The organism is Opitutus sp. ER46 (genome assembly GCF_003054705.1).
GTDB lineage: Bacteria > Verrucomicrobiota > Verrucomicrobiia > Opitutales > Opitutaceae > ER46.
Genome location: NZ_QAYX01000022.1, coordinates 523,169 through 546,727, shown reverse-complemented (window position 1 = coordinate 546,727; position 23,559 = coordinate 523,169). Strand labels below are relative to the sequence as shown.

The 23,559-nt window shown below is 66.6% G+C and carries 25 protein-coding genes; 11 read left to right on the top strand and 14 right to left on the bottom strand.

Features of this window, described 5'->3' with window-relative positions; genetic code table 11:
* Positions 1-186 precede the first annotated feature (186 nt).
* The 4 genes from DB354_RS12545 to coaD all read right to left on the bottom strand — a co-directional run bounded on the left by DB354_RS12545 (position 187) and on the right by coaD (position 4,362).
* Positions 187-1,395 carry an ABC transporter permease gene (locus DB354_RS12545; RefSeq protein ID WP_107835955.1) on the bottom strand — a complete coding sequence of 403 codons (1,209 nt, stop codon included), beginning with the start codon at positions 1,393-1,395 and terminating at the stop codon, positions 187-189.
* Between the two features lie 12 nt (positions 1,396-1,407).
* Complete coding sequence (locus DB354_RS12540) at positions 1,408-2,184, bottom strand: ABC transporter ATP-binding protein (protein WP_107836070.1); 777 nt, start codon at positions 2,182-2,184, stop codon at positions 1,408-1,410.
* 33 nt (positions 2,185-2,217) lie between these two features.
* On the bottom strand, positions 2,218-3,681 hold the full coding sequence (locus DB354_RS12535; RefSeq protein WP_107835954.1) for an efflux RND transporter periplasmic adaptor subunit: 1,464 nt from the start codon (positions 3,679-3,681) through the stop codon (positions 2,218-2,220).
* 192 nt (positions 3,682-3,873) lie between these two features.
* Positions 3,874-4,362 (bottom strand): pantetheine-phosphate adenylyltransferase, encoded by a 489-nt coding sequence (gene coaD, locus DB354_RS12530; protein WP_107835953.1) that lies wholly within the window; start codon positions 4,360-4,362, stop codon positions 3,874-3,876.
* Positions 4,363-4,533: 171 nt separating this feature from the next.
* Between coaD and pgsA the strand changes: the two genes are divergently transcribed.
* Together pgsA and DB354_RS12520 are read left to right on the top strand one after the other, a co-directional pair.
* Positions 4,534-5,133, top strand: a complete 600-nt coding sequence (gene pgsA / locus DB354_RS12525; RefSeq protein WP_107835952.1) for a CDP-diacylglycerol--glycerol-3-phosphate 3-phosphatidyltransferase — start codon at positions 4,534-4,536, stop codon at positions 5,131-5,133.
* Positions 5,133-5,639 carry a phosphatidylglycerophosphatase A gene (locus tag DB354_RS12520; RefSeq protein WP_107835951.1) on the top strand — a complete coding sequence of 169 codons (507 nt, stop codon included), beginning with the start codon at positions 5,133-5,135 and terminating at the stop codon, positions 5,637-5,639. Before pgsA ends, DB354_RS12520 begins: the two co-directional genes overlap by 1 nt.
* A gap of 17 nt (positions 5,640-5,656) precedes the next feature.
* On the opposite strand, the gene DB354_RS12515 is transcribed toward DB354_RS12520, so the two are convergent.
* From DB354_RS12515 to DB354_RS12490, 6 genes are all read right to left on the bottom strand, one after another.
* Positions 5,657-6,148 carry a transcription termination/antitermination NusG family protein gene (locus DB354_RS12515; protein WP_107835950.1) on the bottom strand — a complete coding sequence of 164 codons (492 nt, stop codon included), beginning with the start codon at positions 6,146-6,148 and terminating at the stop codon, positions 5,657-5,659.
* A 4-nt stretch (positions 6,149-6,152) separates the two neighbouring features.
* Complete coding sequence (gene aroQ, locus DB354_RS12510) at positions 6,153-6,581, bottom strand: type II 3-dehydroquinate dehydratase (protein WP_107835949.1); 429 nt, start codon at positions 6,579-6,581, stop codon at positions 6,153-6,155.
* 105 nt (positions 6,582-6,686) lie between these two features.
* Positions 6,687-7,439, bottom strand: a complete 753-nt coding sequence (locus DB354_RS12505) for a Nif3-like dinuclear metal center hexameric protein (RefSeq protein WP_107835948.1) — start codon at positions 7,437-7,439, stop codon at positions 6,687-6,689.
* 63 nt (positions 7,440-7,502) lie between these two features.
* On the bottom strand, positions 7,503-8,543 hold the full coding sequence (locus DB354_RS12500) for a 3-oxoacyl-[acyl-carrier-protein] synthase III C-terminal domain-containing protein (RefSeq protein WP_107835947.1): 1,041 nt from the start codon (positions 8,541-8,543) through the stop codon (positions 7,503-7,505).
* 50 nt (positions 8,544-8,593) lie between these two features.
* Complete coding sequence (locus DB354_RS12495; RefSeq protein ID WP_107835946.1) at positions 8,594-9,652, bottom strand: hypothetical protein; 1,059 nt, start codon at positions 9,650-9,652, stop codon at positions 8,594-8,596.
* Positions 9,649-10,293, bottom strand: a complete 645-nt coding sequence (locus tag DB354_RS12490) for a class I SAM-dependent methyltransferase (RefSeq protein WP_146180218.1) — start codon at positions 10,291-10,293, stop codon at positions 9,649-9,651. Before DB354_RS12490 ends, DB354_RS12495 begins: the two co-directional genes overlap by 4 nt.
* A gap of 98 nt (positions 10,294-10,391) precedes the next feature.
* Between DB354_RS12490 and DB354_RS12485 the strand changes: the two genes are divergently transcribed.
* The 9 genes from DB354_RS12485 (at position 10,392) to DB354_RS12445 (ending at position 18,792) form a co-directional block, all read left to right on the top strand.
* Complete coding sequence (locus tag DB354_RS12485; RefSeq protein WP_107835944.1) at positions 10,392-10,907, top strand: cytidine/deoxycytidylate deaminase family protein; 516 nt, start codon at positions 10,392-10,394, stop codon at positions 10,905-10,907.
* 25 nt (positions 10,908-10,932) lie between these two features.
* The gene (locus DB354_RS12480) at positions 10,933-11,481 is read left to right on the top strand and encodes a YqgE/AlgH family protein (protein WP_107835943.1); all 549 of its coding nucleotides are present in this window, start codon (positions 10,933-10,935) and stop codon (positions 11,479-11,481) included.
* A gap of 94 nt (positions 11,482-11,575) precedes the next feature.
* The gene (ykgO, locus tag DB354_RS12475; RefSeq protein WP_107835942.1) at positions 11,576-11,701 is read left to right on the top strand and encodes a type B 50S ribosomal protein L36; all 126 of its coding nucleotides are present in this window, start codon (positions 11,576-11,578) and stop codon (positions 11,699-11,701) included.
* 12 nt (positions 11,702-11,713) lie between these two features.
* The gene (locus DB354_RS12470) at positions 11,714-11,965 is read left to right on the top strand and encodes a type B 50S ribosomal protein L31 (RefSeq protein ID WP_107835941.1); all 252 of its coding nucleotides are present in this window, start codon (positions 11,714-11,716) and stop codon (positions 11,963-11,965) included.
* A 124-nt stretch (positions 11,966-12,089) separates the two neighbouring features.
* Positions 12,090-13,304 (top strand): DUF1015 family protein, encoded by a 1,215-nt coding sequence (locus DB354_RS12465; RefSeq protein ID WP_107835940.1) that lies wholly within the window; start codon positions 12,090-12,092, stop codon positions 13,302-13,304.
* Between the two features lie 87 nt (positions 13,305-13,391).
* On the top strand, positions 13,392-14,918 hold the full coding sequence (locus tag DB354_RS12460) for a putative Na+/H+ antiporter (RefSeq protein WP_107836069.1): 1,527 nt from the start codon (positions 13,392-13,394) through the stop codon (positions 14,916-14,918).
* A 92-nt stretch (positions 14,919-15,010) separates the two neighbouring features.
* The gene (locus DB354_RS12455; RefSeq protein WP_233256632.1) at positions 15,011-16,315 is read left to right on the top strand and encodes a sodium:proton antiporter; all 1,305 of its coding nucleotides are present in this window, start codon (positions 15,011-15,013) and stop codon (positions 16,313-16,315) included.
* A gap of 111 nt (positions 16,316-16,426) precedes the next feature.
* A complete protein-coding gene (sppA, locus tag DB354_RS12450) occupies positions 16,427-18,247 on the top strand; it encodes a signal peptide peptidase SppA (protein WP_107835938.1) in 1,821 nt (606 codons plus the stop codon).
* Entirely contained in the window at positions 18,247-18,792 is a 546-nt protein-coding gene (locus tag DB354_RS12445) for an iron-sulfur cluster assembly protein (RefSeq protein ID WP_107835937.1), read from the top strand. Before sppA ends, DB354_RS12445 begins: the two co-directional genes overlap by 1 nt.
* 13 nt (positions 18,793-18,805) lie before the next feature.
* Here the strand turns inward: DB354_RS12445 and DB354_RS12440 are convergent, their stop codons facing one another.
* The 4 genes from DB354_RS12440 to DB354_RS12425 all read right to left on the bottom strand — a co-directional run bounded on the left by DB354_RS12440 (position 18,806) and on the right by DB354_RS12425 (position 23,555).
* Complete coding sequence (locus DB354_RS12440) at positions 18,806-19,906, bottom strand: tRNA-dihydrouridine synthase family protein (RefSeq protein WP_107835936.1); 1,101 nt, start codon at positions 19,904-19,906, stop codon at positions 18,806-18,808.
* 7 nt (positions 19,907-19,913) lie between these two features.
* Positions 19,914-20,384, bottom strand: a complete 471-nt coding sequence (locus DB354_RS12435) for a bifunctional nuclease family protein (RefSeq protein WP_107835935.1) — start codon at positions 20,382-20,384, stop codon at positions 19,914-19,916.
* 66 nt (positions 20,385-20,450) lie between these two features.
* Positions 20,451-21,293 carry a UDP-2,3-diacylglucosamine diphosphatase LpxI gene (gene lpxI / locus DB354_RS12430; protein WP_107835934.1) on the bottom strand — a complete coding sequence of 281 codons (843 nt, stop codon included), beginning with the start codon at positions 21,291-21,293 and terminating at the stop codon, positions 20,451-20,453.
* A 99-nt stretch (positions 21,294-21,392) separates the two neighbouring features.
* The gene (locus DB354_RS12425; protein ID WP_107835933.1) at positions 21,393-23,555 is read right to left on the bottom strand and encodes a polysaccharide biosynthesis tyrosine autokinase; all 2,163 of its coding nucleotides are present in this window, start codon (positions 23,553-23,555) and stop codon (positions 21,393-21,395) included.
* Positions 23,556-23,559 lie beyond the last annotated feature (4 nt).

Below are 23,559 nucleotides of genomic sequence, written 5' to 3'. Positions count from 1 at the left end.
GACCGACCTAGGTTCTCATGCCTTCCGCCGCCGCCGATCGTTCCTCCGCGAAGCTTCCGCCTCTGCTAATGCTCCGGTGGACATGACGGTGGACAGTGCCGTCTGGCTTCCGGCTTCCGGCCTCCGGCTTCTGGCCTCTGACTTCTGGCTTCCGGCCTCAGGCTGCTTTCGGCCTCCGGCCAGCAGCTATTCGTAGCGGAGGGCTTCGATGGGATCGAGCTGGGCGGCTTTGCGGGCGGGGTAGAAGCCGAAGAAGACGCCGATGGCGGTGCTCACGCCGACGGCCACGAAGATCGAGGCCGGTGAGACCAGCGTGGGGAGGCCCCAGTAGATGGTGATCACCTTGGAGGCGGCGACGCCGGTCAGGATGCCGAGCACGCCGCCAAGGACGCTGAGCATCGTGGCCTCGATGAGGAACTGCGCGAGCACGTCGCGACCGTGGGCGCCGATGGCGAGGCGGATGCCGATCTCGCGCGTGCGCTCGGTGACGGACACCAGCATGATGTTCATCACGCCGATGCCGCCGACGATGAGTGACACCAGGGCGACGCCGCCGAGCAGCAGGGTGAGGGTGCGGGAGGTCTGCGTGGCGGTTTGCGCAATCTCCTCCTGGGTGCGGACGATGAAGTCGGGATCGCGGCCCTTGCGGCGCTGGGTGAGGACGTCCTCGATGTCCTGCTTCACCTTGTCGAGCCGATCCGGCCGGCTGGCCTGGACGAGGATGGTGTTGATGTTTGCGCGGCGGGACACCCGCTTCATGTGCGAGGTGTACGGGATGATGACGACATCGTCCTGGTCGGAGCCGTTGATGTTGTAGCCCTTGGGGCTGAGCACGCCGACGATGCGGAAGGGCAGGTTGCGGATGCGGAGGGTCTGGCCGATGGCGGTGCCGTCGGGGAAGAGCTGGTCGACGATGGTGCGACCGACGACGCAGACCTTGGCGACGGACTTCACGTCCTGGTCGCTGAACATGACGCCCTCGGCGATCGGCCAGCTGCGGATGAAGACGTAGTCGGGCGATTCGCCGAGCACCTGGGTGTTCCAGTTGAGACCGTTGGCGAGGACCTGGGCGCGGTCGCGGATCTCGGGGCTGACGCCATCGACCTCGGCGACCTCGCTCTGGATCGCCTCGGCGTCCTCGGGGGTGAGGGTGATCGCGCCGCCGAACCCGCTGCGCACGCCACCGGCGCTGAAGAAGTTGGGGAAGACCGTGATGATGTTCTGGCCGAGGGCGGCGACCTGGGCCTCGATCTGGGCCTTGGCGCCGGTGCCCATGCTGACGGTCGTAATGACGGCGGCGATACCGATGATGATGCCGAGCGCGGTCAGGATGGACCGCATGAGGTTGCGGCGGAGGGCGCGCAGGGCGACGCGGATGATGTTGGTGAAGCGCATCGGTGGGCCGGGTTAGGCGGAAGCGCCGCCGGTGAGCTTGGCGGCGGCCTCGGCTTCCGCGAGTTTGGCGAGCTCCACTTCGGGGACGCTGGGTTGGGCGATGATCTCATCGCGCACGACCAGGCCGTCGCGGAGGATCAGGTTGCGCTTGGTGAAGTGGGCGATGTCGAGCTCGTGGGTGACCATCACGATGGTGATGCCCTGGGCGTTGAGCTGCTGGAAGACGCCCATGACCTCGACGGAGGTCTTCGAATCGAGATTGCCGGTGGGCTCGTCGGCGAGGAGCACCTGCGGCTCGTTCACCAGGGCGCGGGCGATGGCGACGCGCTGCTGCTGGCCGCCGGAAAGCTGGTTGGGGAAGTGATCGGCGCGCTTCGACAGGCCGACGATGTCGAGGCAGCGCAGCGCGCGGTCGCGGATCTCAGTGGAGCTGAGGTGCTGGTTGCGGCCGTAGAGCATCGGCAGCTCCACGTTCTCCAGGGCGGTGGTGCGGGACAGGAGATTGAAGCCCTGGAAGACGAACCCGAGCTTCTGATTCCGGAGGTCGGCGAGCTCGTTGCGGTCGAGCTGGCTGACGTTGGTGCCGTCGAGCAGGTAGGTGCCGCGGGTCGGGCGATCGAGGCAGCCCAGCATGTTCATCAGCGTGGACTTGCCGGAGCCGCTGGCGCCCATGAGCGCGACGAATTCGCCGCGGTGAATCTCCAGGGACACGCCGCGCACGGCGTGGACCGGGACTTCACCGGACTCGTAGATCTTGTGCAGATCCTTGATCTGAACGACGGGAGGCATGGTGGCGCGGGTGACCGAGGCGAGGCGGGCCACTCAGCGGCGGCCGCCGCCCATGCCGGGACCGAAGCCGCGGTTCTGCTGGAAGGGGTTCTGGGCGGGCTGCGTGGCGGCGGTGGTGCCGGGCAGGGTGACGGCCGTGACCAGCGTGTCGTCCTCGGCGAGCCCGTCGAGCACCTCGGTGTACATGCCGTCGGAGATCCCGAGCTTCGCGTTGACGGGTTCAAGCTTCTGCGCGACCGGATCGACGAGCTTGTAGACGGTGCGCGTGACGACGGGATTGGGGGCGCCGGGAGCGCCGCCCTCGCGGCTACGCCGACCACCGGGGCCGCCGCCGGAGAAGCGGGTGAGCACGCGGTCGATCGTCTCGGCGTCGAGCCCCTTCTCGGCGGCCTTGGCGCGGAACGCGGCAATCTGTTCGGCGCTGGGGGGCGTGCCACGCTGGATGCCGAGTTCGGTCCAGATCGCGCGGACGATGGCGAAGCGTTCCTGGTCGTTCATCGCCGGGGCGGCGGCGGGAGCGGCGCCTGCTTTGGCGGTCTTGGCCGGCTCCGGAGCCTTCGGCAGCAGCTCCTGCGGGATGCGGGCGCGGAGGGCCGAGTTGCTGATGCGCAGGGCGTTCGTCTTTTGGGCGATGATGATCGAGACGTTGGCGGTCATGCCGGGCTTCAGCCGGAGATCGTCATTGTTCACGTCGATGATGGTGGCGTACGAGACGACGCTGGACGTGGTGGTGGCGGCGTTGCGCACCTGGCGAACCGTGCCGCGGAACGTGCGATTTGGGAAGGCGTCGACGGTAAAGGTGACGTCCATCCCCTCGGTGATCGCGCCGACGTCGGCCTCGGCGACGGCGGCCTGGATCTGCATGCGCGTGAGGTCGTTCACGAGGGTGAAGAGCGTGGGCGCGTTCATGCTCGAGTTCACGGTGCGGCCGCGGTCGGTGTTGCGGTTGAGCACCATGCCGTCGATGGGGGCGGTGATGGTGCAGTGCAGCAGGTCGAGCTTGGCGTTCTCGACGGCGGCGGTGCGCGTCATGAGCGTGGCGTTGGACTGCGCGAGCTGGGCCTCGGCGGTGTCGAGCTCGGATTGGGAAACCAGGTTCTTGGCCGCGAGGTCGCGGGTTCGCCGGGCGTTGATTTGGAGGAGTTGGTTGTTGGCCTTGGCGGACTCGAGGTCGGCCTGGGCCTGGCGGAGCTTCTGCTCGGCCATGGCGGGGTCGATGCGAGCGAGGACATCGCCGGCCTTCACGCGGGAGTTGAAGTCGACGAGCACCTCCTTGACCTGGCCGGAGACCTGGGCGCCGACGTCGACGGTGACGACCGGCTGGAGGTCACCGGTGGCGGTAACGGCTTGGGTGATGTCGCCGCGGCCGACCTTGGTGGTGCTGAACTCCGGCTGCTTGTCGTTCTTGCCGGCGAGGTAGTACCAGGCGCCACCGGCGGCGGCGACGAGCAGCGCCGCGATCACGATAAGACCACCGTAGTTTCTGGATTTGGCCATGGGGGGAAGATTGCGGAAAATGTTGGCACCGCGTTCCGTCAGCCCGTCAGGAGCACAACCGCGGTGAGGTGGGCAAAGACGTTGCGAGGGGTAAAAGGTGACGCAGTTTGCGGACGTTCACTGCGAACGGGAGACTGCTCTCCTGCGCGGGAGGCCCGGTCCCCGGGGCTCCCCCCGGGGAAGTCGTCGAGGCTACTCCCGCTGCGCGCTGTACGTGCGGTGTAGGGCCTCGCGAACGTTCGGCGGCACGAAGTGCTTCACGTCGCCGCCGTAGGCCGCGACCTGCTTCACCAGCGTCGAGCTGGTGTAGCTGAACTGCTCGTTCGGCATTACGAAGATCGTTTCGATCTTCGGCTGCAGATGCCGGTTCATCAGGGCCATGTTGAATTCGAATTCGAAGTCGGACAGGGCGCGGAGACCACGGATGATCGCATCGGCGTTCTGCTGCATGGCGAACTCGACCAGCAGGCCGGTGAAGATCGTGACGCTCACGTTGGGGAAGCGGGCTACGTTGGGCAGCACCATCTCCATGCGTTCTTCCGCGCTGAAGAGCGGATGCTTGCCGGCATTCTGGGCCACGGCGACGGTGACCCGGTCGAACAACTTGGCGGCGCGCTGGAGCACGTCCATGTGGCCGTAGGTGATCGGGTCGAAGGTTCCCGGATAGATGCAGTGTCGCATGAGCGGTTCGGGTCAGAAAACCCACAATTCCGCGGGAGGCGATGCGTTTTTGGCCGGAGGGTTTCGGCCGCAGCGGAGGCGGAGGGCGTCGCGGAGGTGGAAGGAACTGCAATTTGGCTGTCTCCGCGCTTGCCTCTCCCCGGGGGCCGGGCTGTCTTTCCCGCTAAGTCGATGTCACTTCCGAACCTGCTCACCATTTCGCGCGTGCCCCTCATGTTTGCCGTGGTCGCGCTGATGTACGCTGACTTTCAGTGGGCGCCGACGCTCGCTTTCTGGCTCTTCATCGTGGCGGGACTGACGGACTGGCTCGACGGCAAGCTGGCCCGGCAATGGGGCGAGGTTTCCGCGTTTGGCCGGTTCATGGACGCGGTCATCGACAAGGTGCTGGTCATCGGGCTGCTGATCGCGCTCGTAAATGGCGACTATTTCATGGGCCACAACATCACGGCCATGCTGCTGCTGCTGTGCATCCTCTGCCGGGAATTTGCGATTTCCGGCCTGCGCATGGCGACGGCCTCGAAGGGCTTGGTCGTGGAGGCGGACACGGGCGGGAAGATCAAGACGTTCGTCCAGCTCAACGCGATTGGCTGGCTGATGGGCGCGAAGATGTTCGCGAAGGATCACCGGGAGGTGTTCGGCGGCGATGAGCAGATCTGGATTCACGTGATCCAGATCGTGGGCATCTCGCTCTATGCCCTTTCGGCGGTGCTAACGGTGACGTCGGGCTACTCGTATTTCCGACGCCACGGTCACGTGTTGTTCTCGAAATAATGCCGCCATCCTCGCAGGGGCGCGCCGGCCGGGGAGGCTGGATCGTGGCGCTGGCCACCCTGGGGCCGGTGGGGCGAAAGCTGCCGGCGCCCGGCACCTGGGGATCGCTCGCGGGGCTGCTCTATTTCACGGTCTTCTTCTCGCGGATGACGGTGTTTGAGAACCTCGTCGCGAGCGCGGTGGGCTTCGTGGTCGCGGCCCTGGTCTGCGGCCTGGCCGAGGTGCGCATGGGGCGCACGGATCCCGGCGAAGTGATCCTCGATGAGTTTGTGGCGATGCCGCTTTGTTTTCTCGGCTGGCCGATGCTCGTGCAGCGCTGGCCCGTTTGGGCGGTGCTGCTCGGCGGCTTTGCGCTGTTTCGACTCTTCGACATTGTGAAGCCGTTCGGAATCCGTCGGCTGCAGGCAGTGCGGGGCGGCTGGGGCGTGGCGATCGATGACACTGCGGCGGCGCTGGTCGCGTGCGCCTCGCTGCATCTGGCGGTGCGACTGCTGGCCGTCCGCTGAGCGGGTGGTTCGGGACGTCAGGGCAGGGCGAGGAGAAACTCGGCCGGCACCTTGACGAGCAGGCCCTGCCGGAGCACGTCGATCGAAACAACGACGCCCTGCGGCTTGGCCGGATCGTCGACGTAGCCCTCGACGCCATGCAGCGGTCCGCCGGTGATCTTCACGCGCCGGCCCTTCGTCAGGAGCGGCATCACGCTGAGCTCGAGGCCGGACTCGACGATCGCCTTCACGTCGGCGAGCTGGCGCAGAAACTTCGCCTCGTCCTCGACGACGATGGCGCGGGCGAGCAGGTCCTGCTGGTAGATGCGGGCCTTCAGCTCGACGGGGACGCGGGCGAACACGTAGCCCGGGAAAAGCGGCTTGGTGAAGACCTTGGTCTGCTGCGCGTACTCGCGGCGGCTGTCGATGAGCGGAAGGTAGTGTTCGAACTTCTCCGCCTTCATCAGCGCGGCGAACTTCTTCTCACACCTCGGCTTGGTGTGGCAGACGAGCCAGAGACAGTCGGTCATCCGGTCAGCGCTTGAGCAGGAAACGGATGGCCGCGTGGTAGCCCTCGAGGCCGAGGCCGGTGATCACCGCGATGCAGGCGGGGGCGGTGAGCGACGTGTGCCGGAATTCCTCGCGCTTGTAGATGTTCGAGATGTGCACCTCGACGGCGGGCAGATGGGCGCCGAGCAGGGCATCGCGCAGGGCCACGCTCGTGTGTGTGAGTGCTCCGGCGTTGAGGACCAGACCGTCGAACTTCGCGTCGGCCAGGGCGGCGACCTTGTCGATGAGCGCGCCCTCGTGGTTGGACTGGAAGAACTCGAGCTGGGCGACGGCGCCGAACTCCGCGCGCAGGGCCTGTTCCAGGTCGGCGAGCGTGGTGTGGCCGTAGATCTCCGGTTCGCGTTTGCCGAGCCGGTCCAGATTCGGGCCGTTGAGGATGGCGATCTTCTTCATGGAACAGTGGTCACGAAACAGACGAAATCGCCCCAAAGGGGAAGACTCTTTTTGGCGCGGCGGAGCGGCAAACGCATCCCGGGCGGGCGGGTGCGAGCGGCGGGCCTAGAGGGGATTGTCGGTGGCGATGAACTCCCAGGGGAGCCGGAACTTCGCCGCGAGTTCGGCCGCGAGCGCCCGCACGGCGTGAACCTCGGTGGCATAATGCCCGCACAGATACAGGTTGAGCTTCTCCTCCTGTGCGCGGTTGAACCATTCCTCGCGGAGTTCGCCGGTCACGAGGGTGTCGACGCCGGCCGCCGCCAGTTCAGGAATGGCGCTGTTGCCCGAGCCGCTGCAGAACGCGACCGCCTTGGGCGAGGCGGAGCCGTATTCGATCGCGACGACGCGCGCGTATTCCTTTTCCAGCTTCGCCCGCAGTTGGCTGCGCGGGCCGCGATGCGGGGCGATCCAGCCGATCGGCTGACCGTCGCGGACCAGGAACGGACGCTTCGGCTGGAGCCCCATCTGGCGGGCGAGCAGCGCGTTGTTGCCGATCTCCGGGTGCCCGTCGAGCGGCAGGTGATTCGAGTAGAGCGCGCAGTCGCCCTTCATCAGCACGGCGAAGCGCTCGTACACCGGGCCGGTGAGCGGGCGCGGCATGTCCCAGTAGAGCCCGTGATGCACGAGGAGGAAGTCGATGCCGCGGGCGACGGCTTCGCGGAACGGCGCGACGCCGGCATCCACCGCGGCGCCGATGCGGGTGACGCGGCCGCTGTTCGCCACCTGCAGGCCGTTAAACGCGCCCGGCGCGTCCTTGAACAAGGTGCGGCGGGTGCGCTGGTCACAGTATGTCACGAGATCGGAGAGCTTCGCCATGGCGCCGATTCGGCCAGTGATGGGTGGCGGGGTCAACCCGCGCGCCGCCATCGCCGCGCGCCGTCACGCGGCCCCGAGCCGACAGCTGTGCGCGGCAAAGCCGGCACCGAAACTGACCAGCCAGAAATCTCCCGCGCCGTTGGGCGGACCCGACTCGAGCGTTTCCGCGAGGGCAAAGAGGACCGAGGGGCTGCTCATGTTGCCATGCGTGCGGAGCACGTGGGCGCTGACGGCGAGATCGTGCGGCGCGAGCACGGGCGCCAGCGCCTCGAGGACATCGCGGCCGCCGCCGTGGGAAACCACGCGCGCGACCGGGCGGTCGCCGCGATGGCGCCAGAGTTCGCCGACGGCGGCGGCGGCGAGCGATGGCACGGCGGGAGCGAGGAGGTTGCGCAGCTTGCCGTCGCGCTGCTCGAAACGCAGTTGGTCGCGGTGCTCGGGGCGATGGACGGTGTTGAAGTCGAACGCGCGCAGCCGTGGGCGGTGCAACGGCGGGCGGCCGCACCAGAGCGAGGCGGCGGCGCCGTCGCCGAAAAGGCAGGCGCTGATGATCACGCCGGGATCGTCGTCCAGGTAGAACGCGGCGGAACACACCTCGACCGCGATACAGGCCACCACGGCGTCGGGGTTCGCGGCCGTCAGCGCGTTGGCGGCGCGGAGCGTCGGGATGGCCGCGCCGCAGCCGAGGCCGACCAGGTCCTGGAGGAAGGCATTGGGGCGGAGCCCGAGTTGTTCGGCGACATAGCTGGACACGCCTGGGCAGAGATAGCCGGTGCAGGTGCAGACGAGCAGGGCATCGATCTGGTCGGGCTTGAGGTCGGCCGCCGCCAAGGCGCGCTGCAGCGCGTCACCGGCCAGGCGCGGCGCGGCGGTTCGAAACACGGCGTTGAGTTCGTCCGCGCTGCGCTCGAACACGCCGGCAATTTCGGGCATGGCAAAATGGCGGCGTTCCACGCTGGGCTCCCGACGCAGGATCGATTGCAGGATCAGCAGCGAACGTCGGCTGAGCCGCTCGCGCAGCCGGGATTGCTGGGCCAGTTGCCAGCACTCCTCCTGGGTGTAGGCGGTGTCAGGGACCGCGGTGGCGAGGGCGTGCAGGAACATGGTTGGGTGGGAATGGAGTGGGTGCGGAGCCACGCACCGGCCGCGCACGGCTAGTGGAGCAGGGCGTAGAGCCGGCGGAAGGGCAGCAGCCGCGCGCGGCTGAGCACCGCGAACCAACGCTGCCGACGGGGCTCGAGGACGAACCGATGCAGGGTGTTCGCCGACGCATGCCGCAGACGGAACCGACCCCTCAGGACCGAGTTGGTTGCACGGACGGCCTCGGGCCAGGTGCTTTGCCCGCGCGAGTAAGCGAGGAGGGGCCGCAGCGCCAGCGCCGCACTCTGGAATGCCATGGCCATGCCATGGCCGGTGAACGGGGGAATCATCGTCAGCGCGTCCCCGAGGCGGATGGTGTCATCGGCGCACGCGAGGCGTTGGAAATCCAGGGCTGCAACGGCGCAAAAGCTGGCCGGCTCGAGCGTCGCATCGGCGAGGTGGCGGGTGAGGGCCCCCAGCCCGGTCCGTTGGAGGTATTCGAACAGGACGGTGCGCCGGAGCGGGGCGGGCGTCGTGAGCGGTGTGCCCGGACGCGGCTCCAGCGGCGGTAGGCGGCGGAACAGGCCGCAGACGTTGACCTCGTCTCCGGGCAGCCGGGCGAGACCGACGTAGGCATGGTCGCCGAGGTGAACCTCCAGCCCGGTTTCCAGTCGCAACCCGCGGGCATGCACCTTGAGCCCCAGCCAGTGGGAGCCGCCCGGCCTCCGCCCGTTGGCCCATACGCGCGCCTCGGGCACGTCGTGCTCCGCCACGCGTGAACTCGTACGCAGCGTGCCACCCTGCGCCACAAACGCGTCCGCGAGCCGTGCGTCGAGGACGTGGCGGCTGACGCCGTACGCCGGCGCCGGAAGGTGGTGGCGATGGGCCGAGCCCGAGCCGAAGTACCAGGCAACCTCATGATGCCGCAGCGCGTCGGCAAGCAGGGGGGCCAGACCCAGCGACTCGATCGTGGCGTCGTCGAGCCCGGCAATGAACTCTCCGCAGACGCGGTGCCGCGGGTATGTGCCGGCATCGTGAATCGTGGTCGGCGTACCCTGCCGTTGGAGCGCGAGCCCGAGCGAGAGGCCGGCGAGCCCGCCGCCGACGATCTCGATGGGGCGCCGGCCGATCATGGCGTTCGGCGAACGGCCAGGAGCACATACGCCCCGAGGAAGGCGGGGCCGCTCTGGATGTCCCAGGCCGCGGCGTCGAGCCCAAGGACGCGGGGCAGTTCATCGCCGACGAAACCCGCCGCGATGCTGACATGGGCGTCGTGCAGGCTGACGTGGTTGGCGCCGATGATCGGAGCGAAGCAGCGATAGGCAACCTGCGAGACGCGGCTGCGGGCGGGTTCGCGCGCGGCGATCACGCGGGCGTGGCGCAGGGCGCTGCCCAGCGCACGCAGCTCGGCGTCGGCAAACTGGTGCAGGATGAGGTTCGCCACCACCACCGGGTACTCCGCCCAGCGCGAAAACGTGCGCAGGTCGGCTTGGTGCCACACGCGGTCGGCCGGCCAGCCGGGAGGTGGAGGCCACAGGTCCAGGCCATCGGCCGCGAGGCCGTTCTCGGCCAGCCGCCGGATCAGTTCCCCCGTGCCGGCGCCGATCTCGAGGATGCGCTCCCCGGGACGAACCACGGTGGGCAGGACCCGTGCGAACCAGGCGTGGTTGCCCATGGCCCGGTTCGTGAGCCGGATGTCGCGACGGTTGTGGAGGGCGTCCGGATGATCGGGTGGCAGGGAATCCAACAACTCGGGCTCGAGCGAGCGATCCATGTGGGTGGGGGAGAGCCGCTCCGCCGGCACCTGCCGGAGAAACGGCAGGAGAAGGTTGCCGGGCTCCACCAAGCTGTCCAGAGTCCCAGCCCGATTCCATGAATCCCGCTTCCGCTCCCGTTCCCGATTCACCGACGGTGCCCGCCGTTCCTGTCATGCCGGTGGACCTCATTGCCGAGGCGGCCGAGAACTTTCCGCATCGTCCCTCGTGGGACGAGTACTTCATGGCCACGGCCGTGCTGATGTCGTCCCGCTCCAATTGCGAGCGGCTGCACGTCGGGTGCGTGATCGTCACGGGCGGCGAGCGCAAGAACCGCCTCGTCGCGGCCGGCTACAACGGCTTTCTCCCGGGGACGCCGCATGTCTCCCGGGTGCGCGACGGACACGAGCAGGCCACGGTGCATGCCGAGCAGAACGCGATCGCGGACGCCGCCCGCCGCGGCAGTTCGGTCGAAGGCTGCGTCGCCTACGTCACCCACTACCCGTGCATCAACTGCGCGAAGATTCTGGCCGCCTCCGGCATTGCCGAGGTGAGGTACCGTCTCGATTACGCCAACGATCCGCTGGTGGCACCGCTCCTGGCGGACGCCGGCGTGAAGGTCCTGAAACTTTGAACCACCCGGAAGGTCCGTGAATCGCATGCGCGAGCGAGGCACCACCAAGGAGACGCTGGCCGGCTCACTCCTGCTCGCCCACCCGGCGATGCGTGATCCGAATTTTCGGCGCAGTGTCGTGCTGATGTCGGTTCACAACGCCGACGGTGCAATGGGCGTCGTGTTGAATCGTCCGCTGCGGAAGCGGTTGGGCGAACTGAGCGGTGATTTTGCCCTCGGCCCGCTGGCGGACGTGCCGCTTTACCAAGGCGGTCCGGTGCAGACCGATCAACTGGTGCTGGTCGCGTGGGAGAGCCATCCGGAGGGCTTTCGGCTGCATTTCGGGGTCGACCCGGCGATGGCCCAGCAGTTGGTCGAGAACGGCTCCGCGCATATCCGTGGCTTTCTCGGCTATTCGGGATGGTCGGCCGGGCAGCTGGAAAACGAGATGCAACTGCGGACCTGGATCGTCGCGAACGTGCCCGAGGACCTCCTCAATTTCTCCGAAGAGGCCCTTTGGCGGACAGTGCTCAGCCGCGAGGGAGTGGAGTGGCAGCTGCTCGCCAACGAGCCTGACCATCCGGAGCTTAACTGAGGCGCCCCGGCGGGCGGCGGGCGACGATAGATTCCGTTCGCGCCGGACATTTCAGTTGACAGGGGTCGGAGCCCCCTATGCTTTCACCACTTTTATGAAAGTTGTCTCCTCCATCAAATCGGCCAAGAAGCGTCACCCGGCCTGCCAGGTGGTTCGCCGCAAGGGCAAGATTTACGTCATCAACAAGGTCGAGCCGCGGTACAAGGCCCGCCAAGGTTAACAACTTACTGCCATGAAAGCCGAAGGCCACCCGAACCTGAACAACGTCTGCTTCCTCGACGTCGCTACCGGTCGCCGTTTCCTGACGAAGTCGACGATGAAGTCGGCCCGCAAGGAGCAGATCGATGGTGAGGAGTACTTTGTCGTCCTCCGGGACGTCACGATGGACTCGCATCCTGCGTACACCGGCGAAAAGCGCCTGGTCGACACCGCGGGCCGCGTCGAGAAGTTCACCTCGAAGTTCAAGCGCGGCGCGAAGAAGTAAGCGTCCCTCGCTCCCCCCTTTCAAAAGACCCTCCCGCAACGGAGGGTCTTTTTTTGTCTCCGTGACGCACTTTTTCCGTGTCATCGGTCCGCCTCGCCCACCACAGTTCCGGCTCTTCTCGTCCATGCGTATCCATCCGTTTCGTGGTCTCGTTCCGACTCCAGCCCAGGCATCCAATGTCGCGTGTGTGCCCTATGATGTGGTGAACGCCGAAGAGGCCGCCGCCCTGGCCGCCGGCCGGCCGCACAGCCTGCTGCATGTGGATCGGGCGGAGATCGATCTTCCCCCCGGCACCGACCCGTACAGCGAGGCCGTTTACCGCAAGGCGCGGGAGAACTTCCAGGCGCTGCAGCAGGCGGGCGTGCTGGTCCGGGAGAGCGAACCCTGCCTCTACATCTATCAGCAGCAGATGGGCGCGCATGTGCAGCGCGGCATCGTGGCCGGGTGTCACGTCGAGGACTACGACACCGGCCTGATCAAGCGCCACGAGAAGACCCGCAAGGACAAGGAGGACGATCGCACGCGGCTGATCGACACGATCAGCGCCGACACCGGGCCGGTGTTCCTGACCTATCGGGACAACGCGGCCGTGACGGCGCTGGTGGAGGCGAAGACGCGCGAAAAGCCGTTGCACGACTTCATCGCGCCCGACGGGATTCGCCACACGGTGTGGCGGGTGCCGGGTGGAGCGGACTGGGTGCAGGCGTTCGGAGCGGTACCGGTGACCTACATCGCCGACGGCCACCACCGGGCGGCGAGTGCCGCGCGCGTGGCGCGCCTGCGGCGGGAACGTAATCTGCGCCACACGGGCAACGAGGATTACAACTGGTTCCTCTGTGTGCTGTTCCCCGCGAAGGAACTGAAGATTCTCCCGTACAACCGCATCGTGGCTGACCTCAACGGGCTCTCGCCGACGGACTTCCTGGCCCGCGTGCGGGCGACGTTCGGCCTGGACGAGAATGCCTCCGCGAGTCCGCAGGCCACGGGGCAGGTGAGCATGTATTTCGCCGGGAAATGGTATGGGTTGCGCATGCCGGTGGATCCTGCCGCCGGTCCGGTCGAGCGACTCGACGTGAGCGTGCTGCAGGACAAGCTGCTGGCCCCGCTGCTCGGCATCGCCGATCCGCGGACGAGCAAGCGCGTCGACTTTGTCGGCGGCATTCGCGGCACCGGTGAGTTGGTGAAGCGCGTTGATGCCGACGGAGGTGTGGCCTTCTCGATGTTCCCCGTGACGCTCGACCAGTTGATGGACATCGCCGACGCCGGACAGATCATGCCGCCGAAGAGCACGTGGTTTGAGCCGAAGCTGCGGTCGGGTCTCTTCGTTCATACGTTCTAGGCCGGTTCCGGTCGGGGTGCTTGATCCGGCCGATTTTGTCAGGCGGGGGGACTTGCCGAACAGACGCGTATGCGTTTGCTGGCCGGCATGTTGTCTCCCCACACCTTTGGACGACTCGGCTTGGCCCTGCTGTGCCTCGGTGTTTTCGCCGTGGCGGTACCGGCCGCGGAACCGGCGGGCGCGCCGTTTCCGCGCGCGCTGGGCGAGTATGCCACGGTGGATGCACCGGGTTTGGGGGCCACCTTGCTCGAGCGTGCGCGGCTCGAGCCGTTCAACGTGGCCGCGAGCGTCATCTTCCTGCTGGCGATCGTGCACACGTTCCTGGCGGCGCGCATCCGGCATCTGGCGCATGCCGTGGAAGAGCGTCACGCCGCGGAATTGAAGCGGCGGATGGTGACGGCGGCGCCGCCGATGGATGCGGACGGCGACGGTGAGCCCGAGGAGGTGAGTTTCAAAGGTCAGGTGCTGCACTTCCTGGGTGAAGTGGAGGCCGTCTTCGGTATCTGGGCCCTGGCCCTCGCCGGCGCGATCGCGTATTTCAAAGGTTGGCTCACGGTGCGTGATTACATTGGGCACACGGTCAATTTCACCGAGCCGATGTTCGTGGTCGTGATCATGGCGATCGCGTCCACCCGTCCGGTGCTCCGATTCGCGGAGCAGTCCCTGCGCGCCGTGGCCCGGCTCGGGCGGGAGTCCACGGCGGCCTGGTGGCTGGCGATCCTCGTCGTGGCGCCCCTGCTGGGGTCATTCATCACGGAGCCGGCGGCAATGACGATCGCGGCGCTGCTGCTGGCGCGGCAGTTCTATGCGCTGAAGCCGTCACCACGTTTCTGTTACGCGACGCTGGGACTCCTGTTCGTCAATGTCTCCGTGGGGGGCACGCTGACGCACTTTGCGGCGCCGCCGGTGCTGATGGTGGCCGCGCCGTGGCGATGGGACACGCTGTACATGCTGCAGCACTTCGGCTGGCGCGCGGTGATTGGCATCGTGGCGGCGACGGGCCTCTACTACCTGGTGTTTCGGCGGGAGTTCGCGCGGCTGGACGAGGTGCGGGCGGGACTCGATTCCGGGGCGCGACCGCACGAGTCGGTCCCGGCGTGGATCACAGGCGTGCAACTGGCGTTCATGGCGTTCACCGTGCTGGTGGCGCACTATCCGCCGCTGTTCATCGGGGGCTTTTTGTTCTTCCTGGCCTTCGCCCAGGCGACGGCGCACCACCAGGGGCGGCTCGACCTGCGTCCCCCGTTGCTCGTCGGTTTTTTCCTCGCGGGCCTGGTCGTTCACGGAGGGGTGCAAGGGTGGTGGATCGAGCCGCTGCTGACGCGGTTGGGCGAGTTGCCGCTGTTTGCCGGGGCGACGGTCCTGACGGCGTTCAACGACAATGCGGCGATCACGTATCTTGCCACCTTGGTGCCGGATTTCACCGAACCCATGAAGCAGGCAGTCGTGGCGGGGGCGGTGACGGGCGGTGGCCTGACCGTGATCGCCAACGCGCCCAACCCCGCTGGCCAGAGCATCCTGCAACGCTACTTCCCGGGTGGAGTTTCGCCTCTCGGACTGGTGGCCGGCGCCCTGCTCCCCACGCTGCTTATGGCGCTCTCGTTCCGGCTCTAATAGGCGTTTTTGCGTTCGGCGCGGTCCTTGCTCTGAGCGGAGTCTGACGCTTGCATAAACAGCTTATGAACGCCGCGCTTAGTCTTGCCACTGTGGCCGGAACAGAAATCCCCCTCTGGCTTATTCTCCCATTTGGCCTGCTGCTTCTCCTGATCGCGCTGGCCCCGCTTTCTCCCCCGAAGCTCAAGCACATATGGGATCACTACTATCCGCTCATCGCCATCGGCCTGGGCGCGATCGTGGTCGGCTATTACCTGTGGCGGATTCCAGGGGGTGGTCATGTGGCCCTCGGTACTGCGCATGAGTATTTTTCGTTTATCTGCCTGATCGGATCGCTGTTCGTCATCGCCGGCGGCGTGCACATCAAGTTCCGCGGCGAAGCCACCCCAATGCAGAATGTGATGTTCCTCGCGGTGGGCGCCCTGGTGGCGAACGTGATCGGCACGACCGGCGCGTCCATGGTGCTGATTCGCCCCTGGATTCGGATGAACAAGGTCCGCATCAGCCCGTACCACGTCGTGTTCTTCATCTTCATCGTCTCGAATGTCGGGGGCGCGCTGACCCCGATCGGCGATCCGCCGCTGTTCCTCGGCTATCTGCGCGGCGTGCCCTTCTTCTGGCTCGTCGAACAGGTGCTGGTCCAGTGGGCGTTCACGGTCGTCCTGATCCTGGCGGCGTTCTACGTGTTCGATCTTCGCAGCTACAAGCGCATGCCCAAGCCGCTGCAGGCGGAAGTGGCGGAGAAGGACACCTGGCAGTTCGAAGGTCTGGTTAACCTGATCTTCCTGCTCGTCGTGATTCTCGCCGTGTTCCTGCCGGAGCGCTTCTTCCTGCGCGAGATCGTCATGCTCGGCGCCGCAGCCGCCAGCTACTTCCTCACGCCCAAGGCGGTGCACGCGGAAAACGCGTTCACCTTCGGGCCCATCAAGGAGGTTGCCTTCCTCTTCGTGGGCATCTTTGCCACGATGATGCCGGCGCTGGGGTATCTCGAGCAGCACGGCCAGGAGTTTGGGTTCCATCGTCCCACCCAGTACTACTTTGCCGCGGGCTCGCTGTCGTCGGTGCTTGATAACGCCCCGACGTACGTGAATTTCCTCCAGCTGGCCGAGACCACCGCGAAGGCGGAGGTGCCGGACGCCTTCCAGAACCTGCCCGCCACGGAGAGCGCTGCGGTTACGGCCCTCTTGGGGGCGCGCCCGCTTTACGTGATCGCGGTGAGCCTCGGTGCCGTGTTCTTCGGGGCAATGACGTACATCGGCAACGGGCCGAACTTCATGGTGAAGTCGATCGCCCAGGACGCCGGCGTCCACTGCCCGACGTTCATCGGCTATATACTGCGCTATAGTCTCCCCATTCTGCTCCCCATTCTCGCGCTCAGCGGGTTCCTGTTCCTCTAGGAGCTTCGTCCATCCCCGTTTCAGGCCAAGGCGCCGGCATCTCGCCGGCGCCTTTTCCATATTCGACTGGAGGATCGTGAATTTCGCGCTACGGTTGCGCGCAAATCGCGCATGAAGAACTTCTTTACGTCGCTCCTGGGATCGCTCGTCGCCCTTATCGTCTTCTTTGGCGGCTGCTTCCTGCTCTTCGTCGGCTTGGTCGCGACGGTCGCCTCCATGGGCGGCAAGAAGGACTACTCCACCGCCGAGTTTGAGCGTGGTTCCTACCTGGTGGTGGATCTGTCGACCAACATCACGGATGCCCCGCCGCCGATCGATCTCGGCGTCCTCGGTGGCGGTGATGAGACCCTGCAGCTGCGCAACGTCACCCATGCGCTCCGGGCGGCCGCCAAGGACGACCGCATCGCGGGCGTCTACATCAGCGGCGACTTGTCCTCCGCGGCGTTTGGCGCCGGGTACGCGCAGCTGCGCGAAGTCCGCAACGCCCTGCTCGAGGTGAAGGCGGCGGGGAAACCGGTCGTGGCCTACCTGACCTACGCGACCACCCGCAGCTACTATCTGGCCTCGGCCGCCAGCGAACTCGTCATCGATCCCTACGGCGTGATCCTCATGCCGGGTCTCGCGACGGAGCCGATGTTTTACGCCGGCGCCTTCGAAAAGTACGGCGTCAACGTCCAGGTCACGCGCGTCGGCAAGTACAAGTCCGCGGTCGAGCCGTTCATCCGCCGCGACATGAGCCCGGAGAACCGGGAAGAGATCCAATCTTTGCTGAACGACATCTGGGGTGGGGTCCTCGCCGATATCGCGCCGAGTCGTGGCGTGAAGGTGGCGCAGTTGCAGGCCACGGTGGATCGCGAGGGCATCATCCGCGCCGAGACCGCGAAGGCGAACCGGCTCGTTGATCGCGTCGCGTACCGGGACGAGATCTTCGACGACCTGAAGGAGAAGACCGGCCGCGGCGCAGACTCCAAGCGGGCGTTCAAGCAGGTTGCGCTCAGCGACTATGCCAAATCGGCCAAGGACATCGTCGATACCGTCGGCGCCGACGGCACCAGCGGCAGCGGTGACCGCATCGCGATTGTCTACGCCGAGGGCGAGATCGTCGATGGCGAGGGCCGGAACGGCGAGATCGGCGCCACGGAGTTTTCGCGCGAGCTGCGACGGCTGCGCCGTGACCCGAGCGTCAAGGCCGTTGTCCTGCGCGTGAACAGCCCCGGTGGCAGCGCCTCCGCTTCCGAAGTGATCCAGCGCGAGGTGCGGCTGATCAAGCAGGTGAAGCCGATCGTCGTGTCCATGGGCAGCTACGCCGCGTCGGGCGGGTATTGGATTTCCACGTACGGCGACCGCATCTTCGCGGAGCCGACCACCATCACCGGGTCAATCGGCGTGTTCGGCATCCAGTTCGATGTCCAGAAGCTCGCCGGCGATTTTGGCGTCACCTTCGACCGGGTGAAGACCGGCAAATACGCCGATGCGATGACGATCGCGCGGCCGAAGACGCCCGAGGAACTCGCGATCGTGCAGCGGATGGTGGACTGGATCTATGCGCAGTTCGTCGGCAAGGTCGCCGAATCGCGCAAGCTGCCGCGGGCCCGCGTGGAGGAGATCGCCCAGGGGCGCGTCTGGTCGGGCACCGCGGCGAAGGAGCTCGGGCTGGTCGACGAGATCGGCGGTCTCGATGCCGCCATCGCCTACGCGGCCAAGAAGGCCAAGATTCAGGACTCGTACCGGCTCGTCGAATTTCCGCGCGAGAAACCGCTGATGGAGGCGTTGCAGGAGATGCTGGCGGGCCGCCATCCGAATCGGGCCGACGCCTCCACGCTCGCGGGCAAGGTGGTGCACCGGCTCGAGTCCGAGTTGAAGGTGCTGCAGTCCCTTAACGATCCCCAGGGCGTCTATGCCCGCATGCCCCTGAACCTCACCGTCAACTGATGTCCCCCGCCGCCTTCACCCTCGCGCGCGAGTGCGCTGCCACCGCCATTCCGTCGGGCCAGGTTGTGACGCTGCCCTCCGGACTCGGGGTGCATGTGGTCCAGACGCTCGGCGGCCATGTCACCGTTCGCACGGACGACGGGCTCTTCCGCATCGCGGAGGCGGAGGCGTCGGCACTGGCGGGCTACGTGCCAGCCGCGCGTTCCGACGCCGTGGCGTCGAGCGCCGACGGCTTCAGCGAACAGGCCGTGTGGGACGCGTTGAAGACCTGCTTCGACCCGGAGATCCCCGTCAACATCGTCGATCTCGGCCTCATCTATGACCTGGCGACCGCGCCCGCCTCCGACGGTCGCCATGAGGTGGAGGTGAAGATGACGCTGACCGCCCCGGGGTGTGGCATGGGGCCCGTTATCGCGGAAGATGCCCGCCAGAAGATCGCCGCCCTGCCGGGAGTCTCATCCGCCCGCGTGCACATTGTCTGGGATCCGCAATGGACGCCCCAGATGATCTCGGCCGAGGGACGCAAGGTCCTCGGGCTGGAGTAAGGCGTCACCGAGCCTACATCGCCTCGGCGCCGCAACCGTCGCGGCCTTGGCCGACGTCGGCCGGGGTTTCGCAATTCGGCCGGGCGATGACGCCGGGGTAGGGTTCGGCGGCGAATTCGCGGGTAGGTTCGGCGAGCAGGTGTTCGTCGCAGACAGCGAAGAGCTGGGCGGCCGTTTCCGCGCGGCGCATGGCGTGAAGAAACGCCCCGGTCGGATCCACACTCTGGCCGACAAAGTTCAGGTACTTCTTCATCTTGTTCACGTGGTACCGCTCGAGCAGGCCCTCGACCTGCGTCGCCTGGAACAGGTGCTCCACGTAGTCGCGGACGTGGGCCAGCGTCACGACCGAGGGCGGGCGGCCGGCGAACTGTTCCCGGCACTGCCTGAAGACCCAGGGGTTGCGGATGGCGTGGCGCCCCACCATCACCCCGGCGGCACGGGTCTGGCTGATCACGCTCACGGCCCGGGGCGCGGACGTCACGTTGCCGTTGGCCAGCACGGGGCAATGCACCCGTTGCACGGCGTGGGCGATGAAGTCGTAGTGCACCTCGCTCCGGTACATCTCCTTCACGGTGCGGCCGTGCACGGTGAGCAGGTCGACGCGGTGCTCGTTGATCAGGTCGAGGATCTGGTCGTACGCCGCGGTGTTATCGAAGCCGATCCGCATCTTGACCGTGAGCAGGCCAGGCACCGCCGCCCGCAGCATCTTCAGGATGGACCCGATCTTCTCCGGCTCGCGCAGCAGCCCGCCGCCGACGTTCTTCTTGTAAACCTTGGGGGCCGGGCAGCCGAGGTTCAGGTCGATGCCCGCCACGGGGTGCCGCAAGAGCTCCACCGTGGTACGCTCGAGATGGTGGAGATCCTCGCCGATCAGCTGGGCAAACACGGGGCGGCCGGTCTCGTTCTCGTCGATCGACCGCAGGATGTGCTTTTCCGGTCGTGACTGCGCATGGACCCGGAAGAACTCCGTGAAAAAGTAGTCGGGCGCACCGTAGTGCGCGATGACTCGCATGAACGCCAGGTCGGTGACGTCCTGCATCGGAGCGAGCGCAGTCAGCGGTTGCCCCGGCGCCTGACCTTCGGGGAGGCGCGCGGCGTTGGAAACAGACGTCATGCCGCGGTCAGGGCTCTTCCTCGGACTCGCCCTCCTCGGCCTGCTGCTTGAGCACGCGCTCGAGGATTTCGGTCATGTCCTCCACGGCCTCGAAGACGGGCCGGGCGACGAAGATCATGCGCTTCTGCTGCAGCGCCAGGACGATAGAGTCGCTGGGCCGGGCATCGATCTCGACGATCTTCTTTCCCAACTCGTTCTCCATGCGCAGGAGGATGCGGGCAAAAAAGGTGCCTTCGCGGGCGTCGTTGACGACGATGTGGTCCAGTTGCGCGCCGAGCCCGAGCAGGATGCTGCCGATCAGGTCGTGGGTGAGGGGACGCTCCCGCTTCACGCCGCTGAGGGTCATCTGGATCGCGTTTCCCACCGAGTGGTCGACGTAGATGACGAAGGTTTTCTCGTCGTTGCCGAGGAACACGGCGCAGCCGTTGGCGGTGGGCATCACCCCTTTGATGCTGACGGCAACGACGTCGTTATTCATGCGCCAGCACAGTGGAGGCATCGACCTGATCGCGCAAGCGGGGAGCAGGCGGAAGACGGCGGCATCCTATTCGAAACCCAGCAGGCTGATGCCCCAGGTCCGCGCCTGTTCGATGACCGCGGCGCGGTCGAGCATGATGACCTTGCCAGACTCCAGGGCGGCGGCGGCGAGTCCCGCTTCGTGCATCGTCTCGAGGGTGCGGAGGCCGAAGCACGGCACGTCGAAACGCCAGTCCTGGCGGGCCTTGACCGTCTTCACGAACAGCGCGCCGTCGGTTTTGAACCCGCCGGCACGGCGCAGCATCTCGTCGGTGCCTTCAAACGCCTCGACGGCCAGCACCGTGCCCTTGCGGACCACGCAGCCCTGGCCGATGTCCAGCCGGGCACATTCCCGCGCGATGTGAACGCCGTGCGCCACGTAGTCGTCCTCGATCGGAAAGCGCCGCCCGGTCATGCAACCCGCCTGTGCCATGTGGCCGTCGAGGAACGAACGGGCGTCGAGCAGGGTGACGTTGAGCTTCTCGATCTCGGCGGCAATGGCGCCGAAAATGGTCTCCGCATTGCGGCGCCGCAGCGACAGCAGGATGCGCGTGGCCTTGAGGTCGGGGTGCAGTCCCTTGAAAAGCCGGCGGGGTGTGATCTGGCCCGCCATGAGGGCGTAACCGGCCCCGAAGGTTTCCAACGCCTTCAGCATCGCGCCGAGTTGCCCGACCTTGAGGATCCGGCGTTCGTCGGCGGGGAACGAGTTGACCAGGTCCGGGCGCGTCTCCTCGTCGAAGCCGACGAGCCGCAGCGGCACCCCGGCGGCGCGCACCGCCTGCGCGATCAGGACCGGATAGATGCCCTGGCCCGCGATGAGAACAAGCGGGCGTTTCGGGTCGAAGCTGGCGGGGAGGAAGGAGGAGAGCACGGGAGGCCCGGAAGGAATGGCGAAACCTCCCGGGGGCGGAAAGGCAGAAAAACAACCGGGACGCCGCGGCGAATCCGCGCCGCCGGCGCCCGTCCGAGCCTACGTCTGCGCGCCGTAGTATTTCTTGTAGCTCCGGTAGTACCGGTAGTTGGAGTAGTACTCGATCCGGCGCGGCGACAGGCCGTTCAGCACGATGCCGAGCACCTCGTTCTTCCCTTGCCGCAGCGTGCGCATGTAGAGCCGGATGTGCTTTCGATACGCGCGGTTGAACCGGCAGACGTAGACGATCTCGTCCACGCGCTCCGCGATGAGCACGGAATCGGTGACCGCGCCGAGCGGCGGCGAGTCGACGATCACGAGATCAAACTCCTTCTTGAGGCGCTCGAGCAGTTGCCCGAAGACCGGGTTCTCGAGCAGCTCGGTGGGGCTCTTCGAGCGGCCGCCGGAGCAGAGGAGCCAGAGGTTCTCGGCCACCGGCACGATCCCGAGGGAGGGGTGGGTTGTCAGGTTGCTGTCCAGCATGGCGCCGGACTCGAACCACGTGATGAGCCCGTTCTTGTTCTCCTGCTTGAAATGGCGGTGGAGCATCGGCCGCCGCAGGTCGCAGTCGATGAGCAGCGTCTTCTTCCCGTGGCGGGCAAAGCACCCCGCGACGTTGCACGAGATGAGCGTCTTGCCCTCGCCGGGGATCGTGCTCGTGACGAGCACCGACTTCGGAAAATCGAGCTTCGAGTGAATCTTGATCGAGCTGTAGACGCTGAGGAACGACTCGGCCCCCTGGACCTGTTTCTCAGTCAGCATCAGCGTGTACTTCTCCTCATCCTTCAGGTTTCCGAGATCCGGGACGATGCCGAGGAGGTTGGCCCCCACGAACGACTCGACGTCCCAGGCGCTCTTGATGCGGTCGTCGATGAAACTCAATCCGAGGGCCACGCCGAGGAAGACCATCAGGCCGAGGCCGATGGCGGTCCGCGTGATCTTCTGGCGGTTGGGCGACACCGGCCAACGGTTCGCCACCGCGTGGTCGAGCGGGTGCAGCGGAATCTTGTCCAGGTTCTTGACCGTCGTGGTGTCGGTCAGCCGTTTGAAGATGTTCTGGTAGTTCTCGCGCGCGACCTGGGACTGCTGCACGAGGCTGTTGAACTCGACGCGCAGTTCGCCGAGCCGCATCGCGTCCTTCTCCCGCTGGGCAAACTCCGCCGAGAATGATTCGTAGGCCTGCCGGGCCTCGGCCTGCCGCGCGCGCAGGTCGTCGATCGCGAGCTGCACCGCCTTCGCGAGCTCCTTCTCGGTGACATCGATCCGGTTCGCGACGTCGATCATCCGGGGGTGACGCTCGTAGTAGCGCTCGGAAAGGATGTTCTGCTCCTGCTGCAGCGTGCTGAGCTGGGCCCGCAGCGAGGGCACCGCCCCGTAGTTCGCGATTTCGACAACCTCAAAGAGGTTCCGCTTCTCCTTCTGGTAAGCCTCCACCTGCGTGATCTTCTCGTCGACCGCCATCAGCCGGAGCCGGGCGTCATCCCGCATCGTGTGCGCCTTCTTCAGCGCCTCGTCGCTCATGCTTTGCGAGGTGTCCAGCGAGGTGAGCTGGTGTTTTGTCATGTACTGCTGCAGCGCCTGCTCCTTCTCCTGCGCCTCGCGCTCCAGGCGCGACGCCTGCTCGCGCAGGAACTTCACCGCATCGGCCGTCCGGCCGCCCGCGGTGTCGTACAGGCGCTTCATGAACACCTCGACAAAGCGGTTCGCGACCAGGGCCGCGGCGTCGGGATCGTCGTGCGTCACCGTCACGGCGATCAGGTAGGTGTTGCGGATCGGAAACACACTGAGCTCGCCCATGGGGATGCCGACGTTGGTCGGGGGCGAGCCGGGCGGCAGCCGCTTGAGGGCCGCGCGTTGCAGCACCTTGATCTCGTCGGCGGAGAACGACGCCACCACTTCCTCCCGCAGCGAGCTGCTCTTCAGCACCTCGGTGTGGGTGTTCATGTCGACCTCGCTGCGGACCGCCGTGTCGACCACCCCTTCGGCCATCACGATGCGATCCGGCTTCTCAAACTGCATGCGGGCGGTCGCGGCGTAGCGCGGCGTCTCCTGCAGGTTCTTGTACGCGTAGCCTACGGCCACCAGCAGCGCGAGCGGCAGCGCGATCCACAGGCGTTCGCGCAGCATGATGTAGTAGTCCCGCAGCGTCCGGCGTTCGGACACGGTCTCGTCGTCGTGATCGACGGGGGGCGGGGGAGGAGGCTTGGCGTTGGCGTCGGCCATCAAA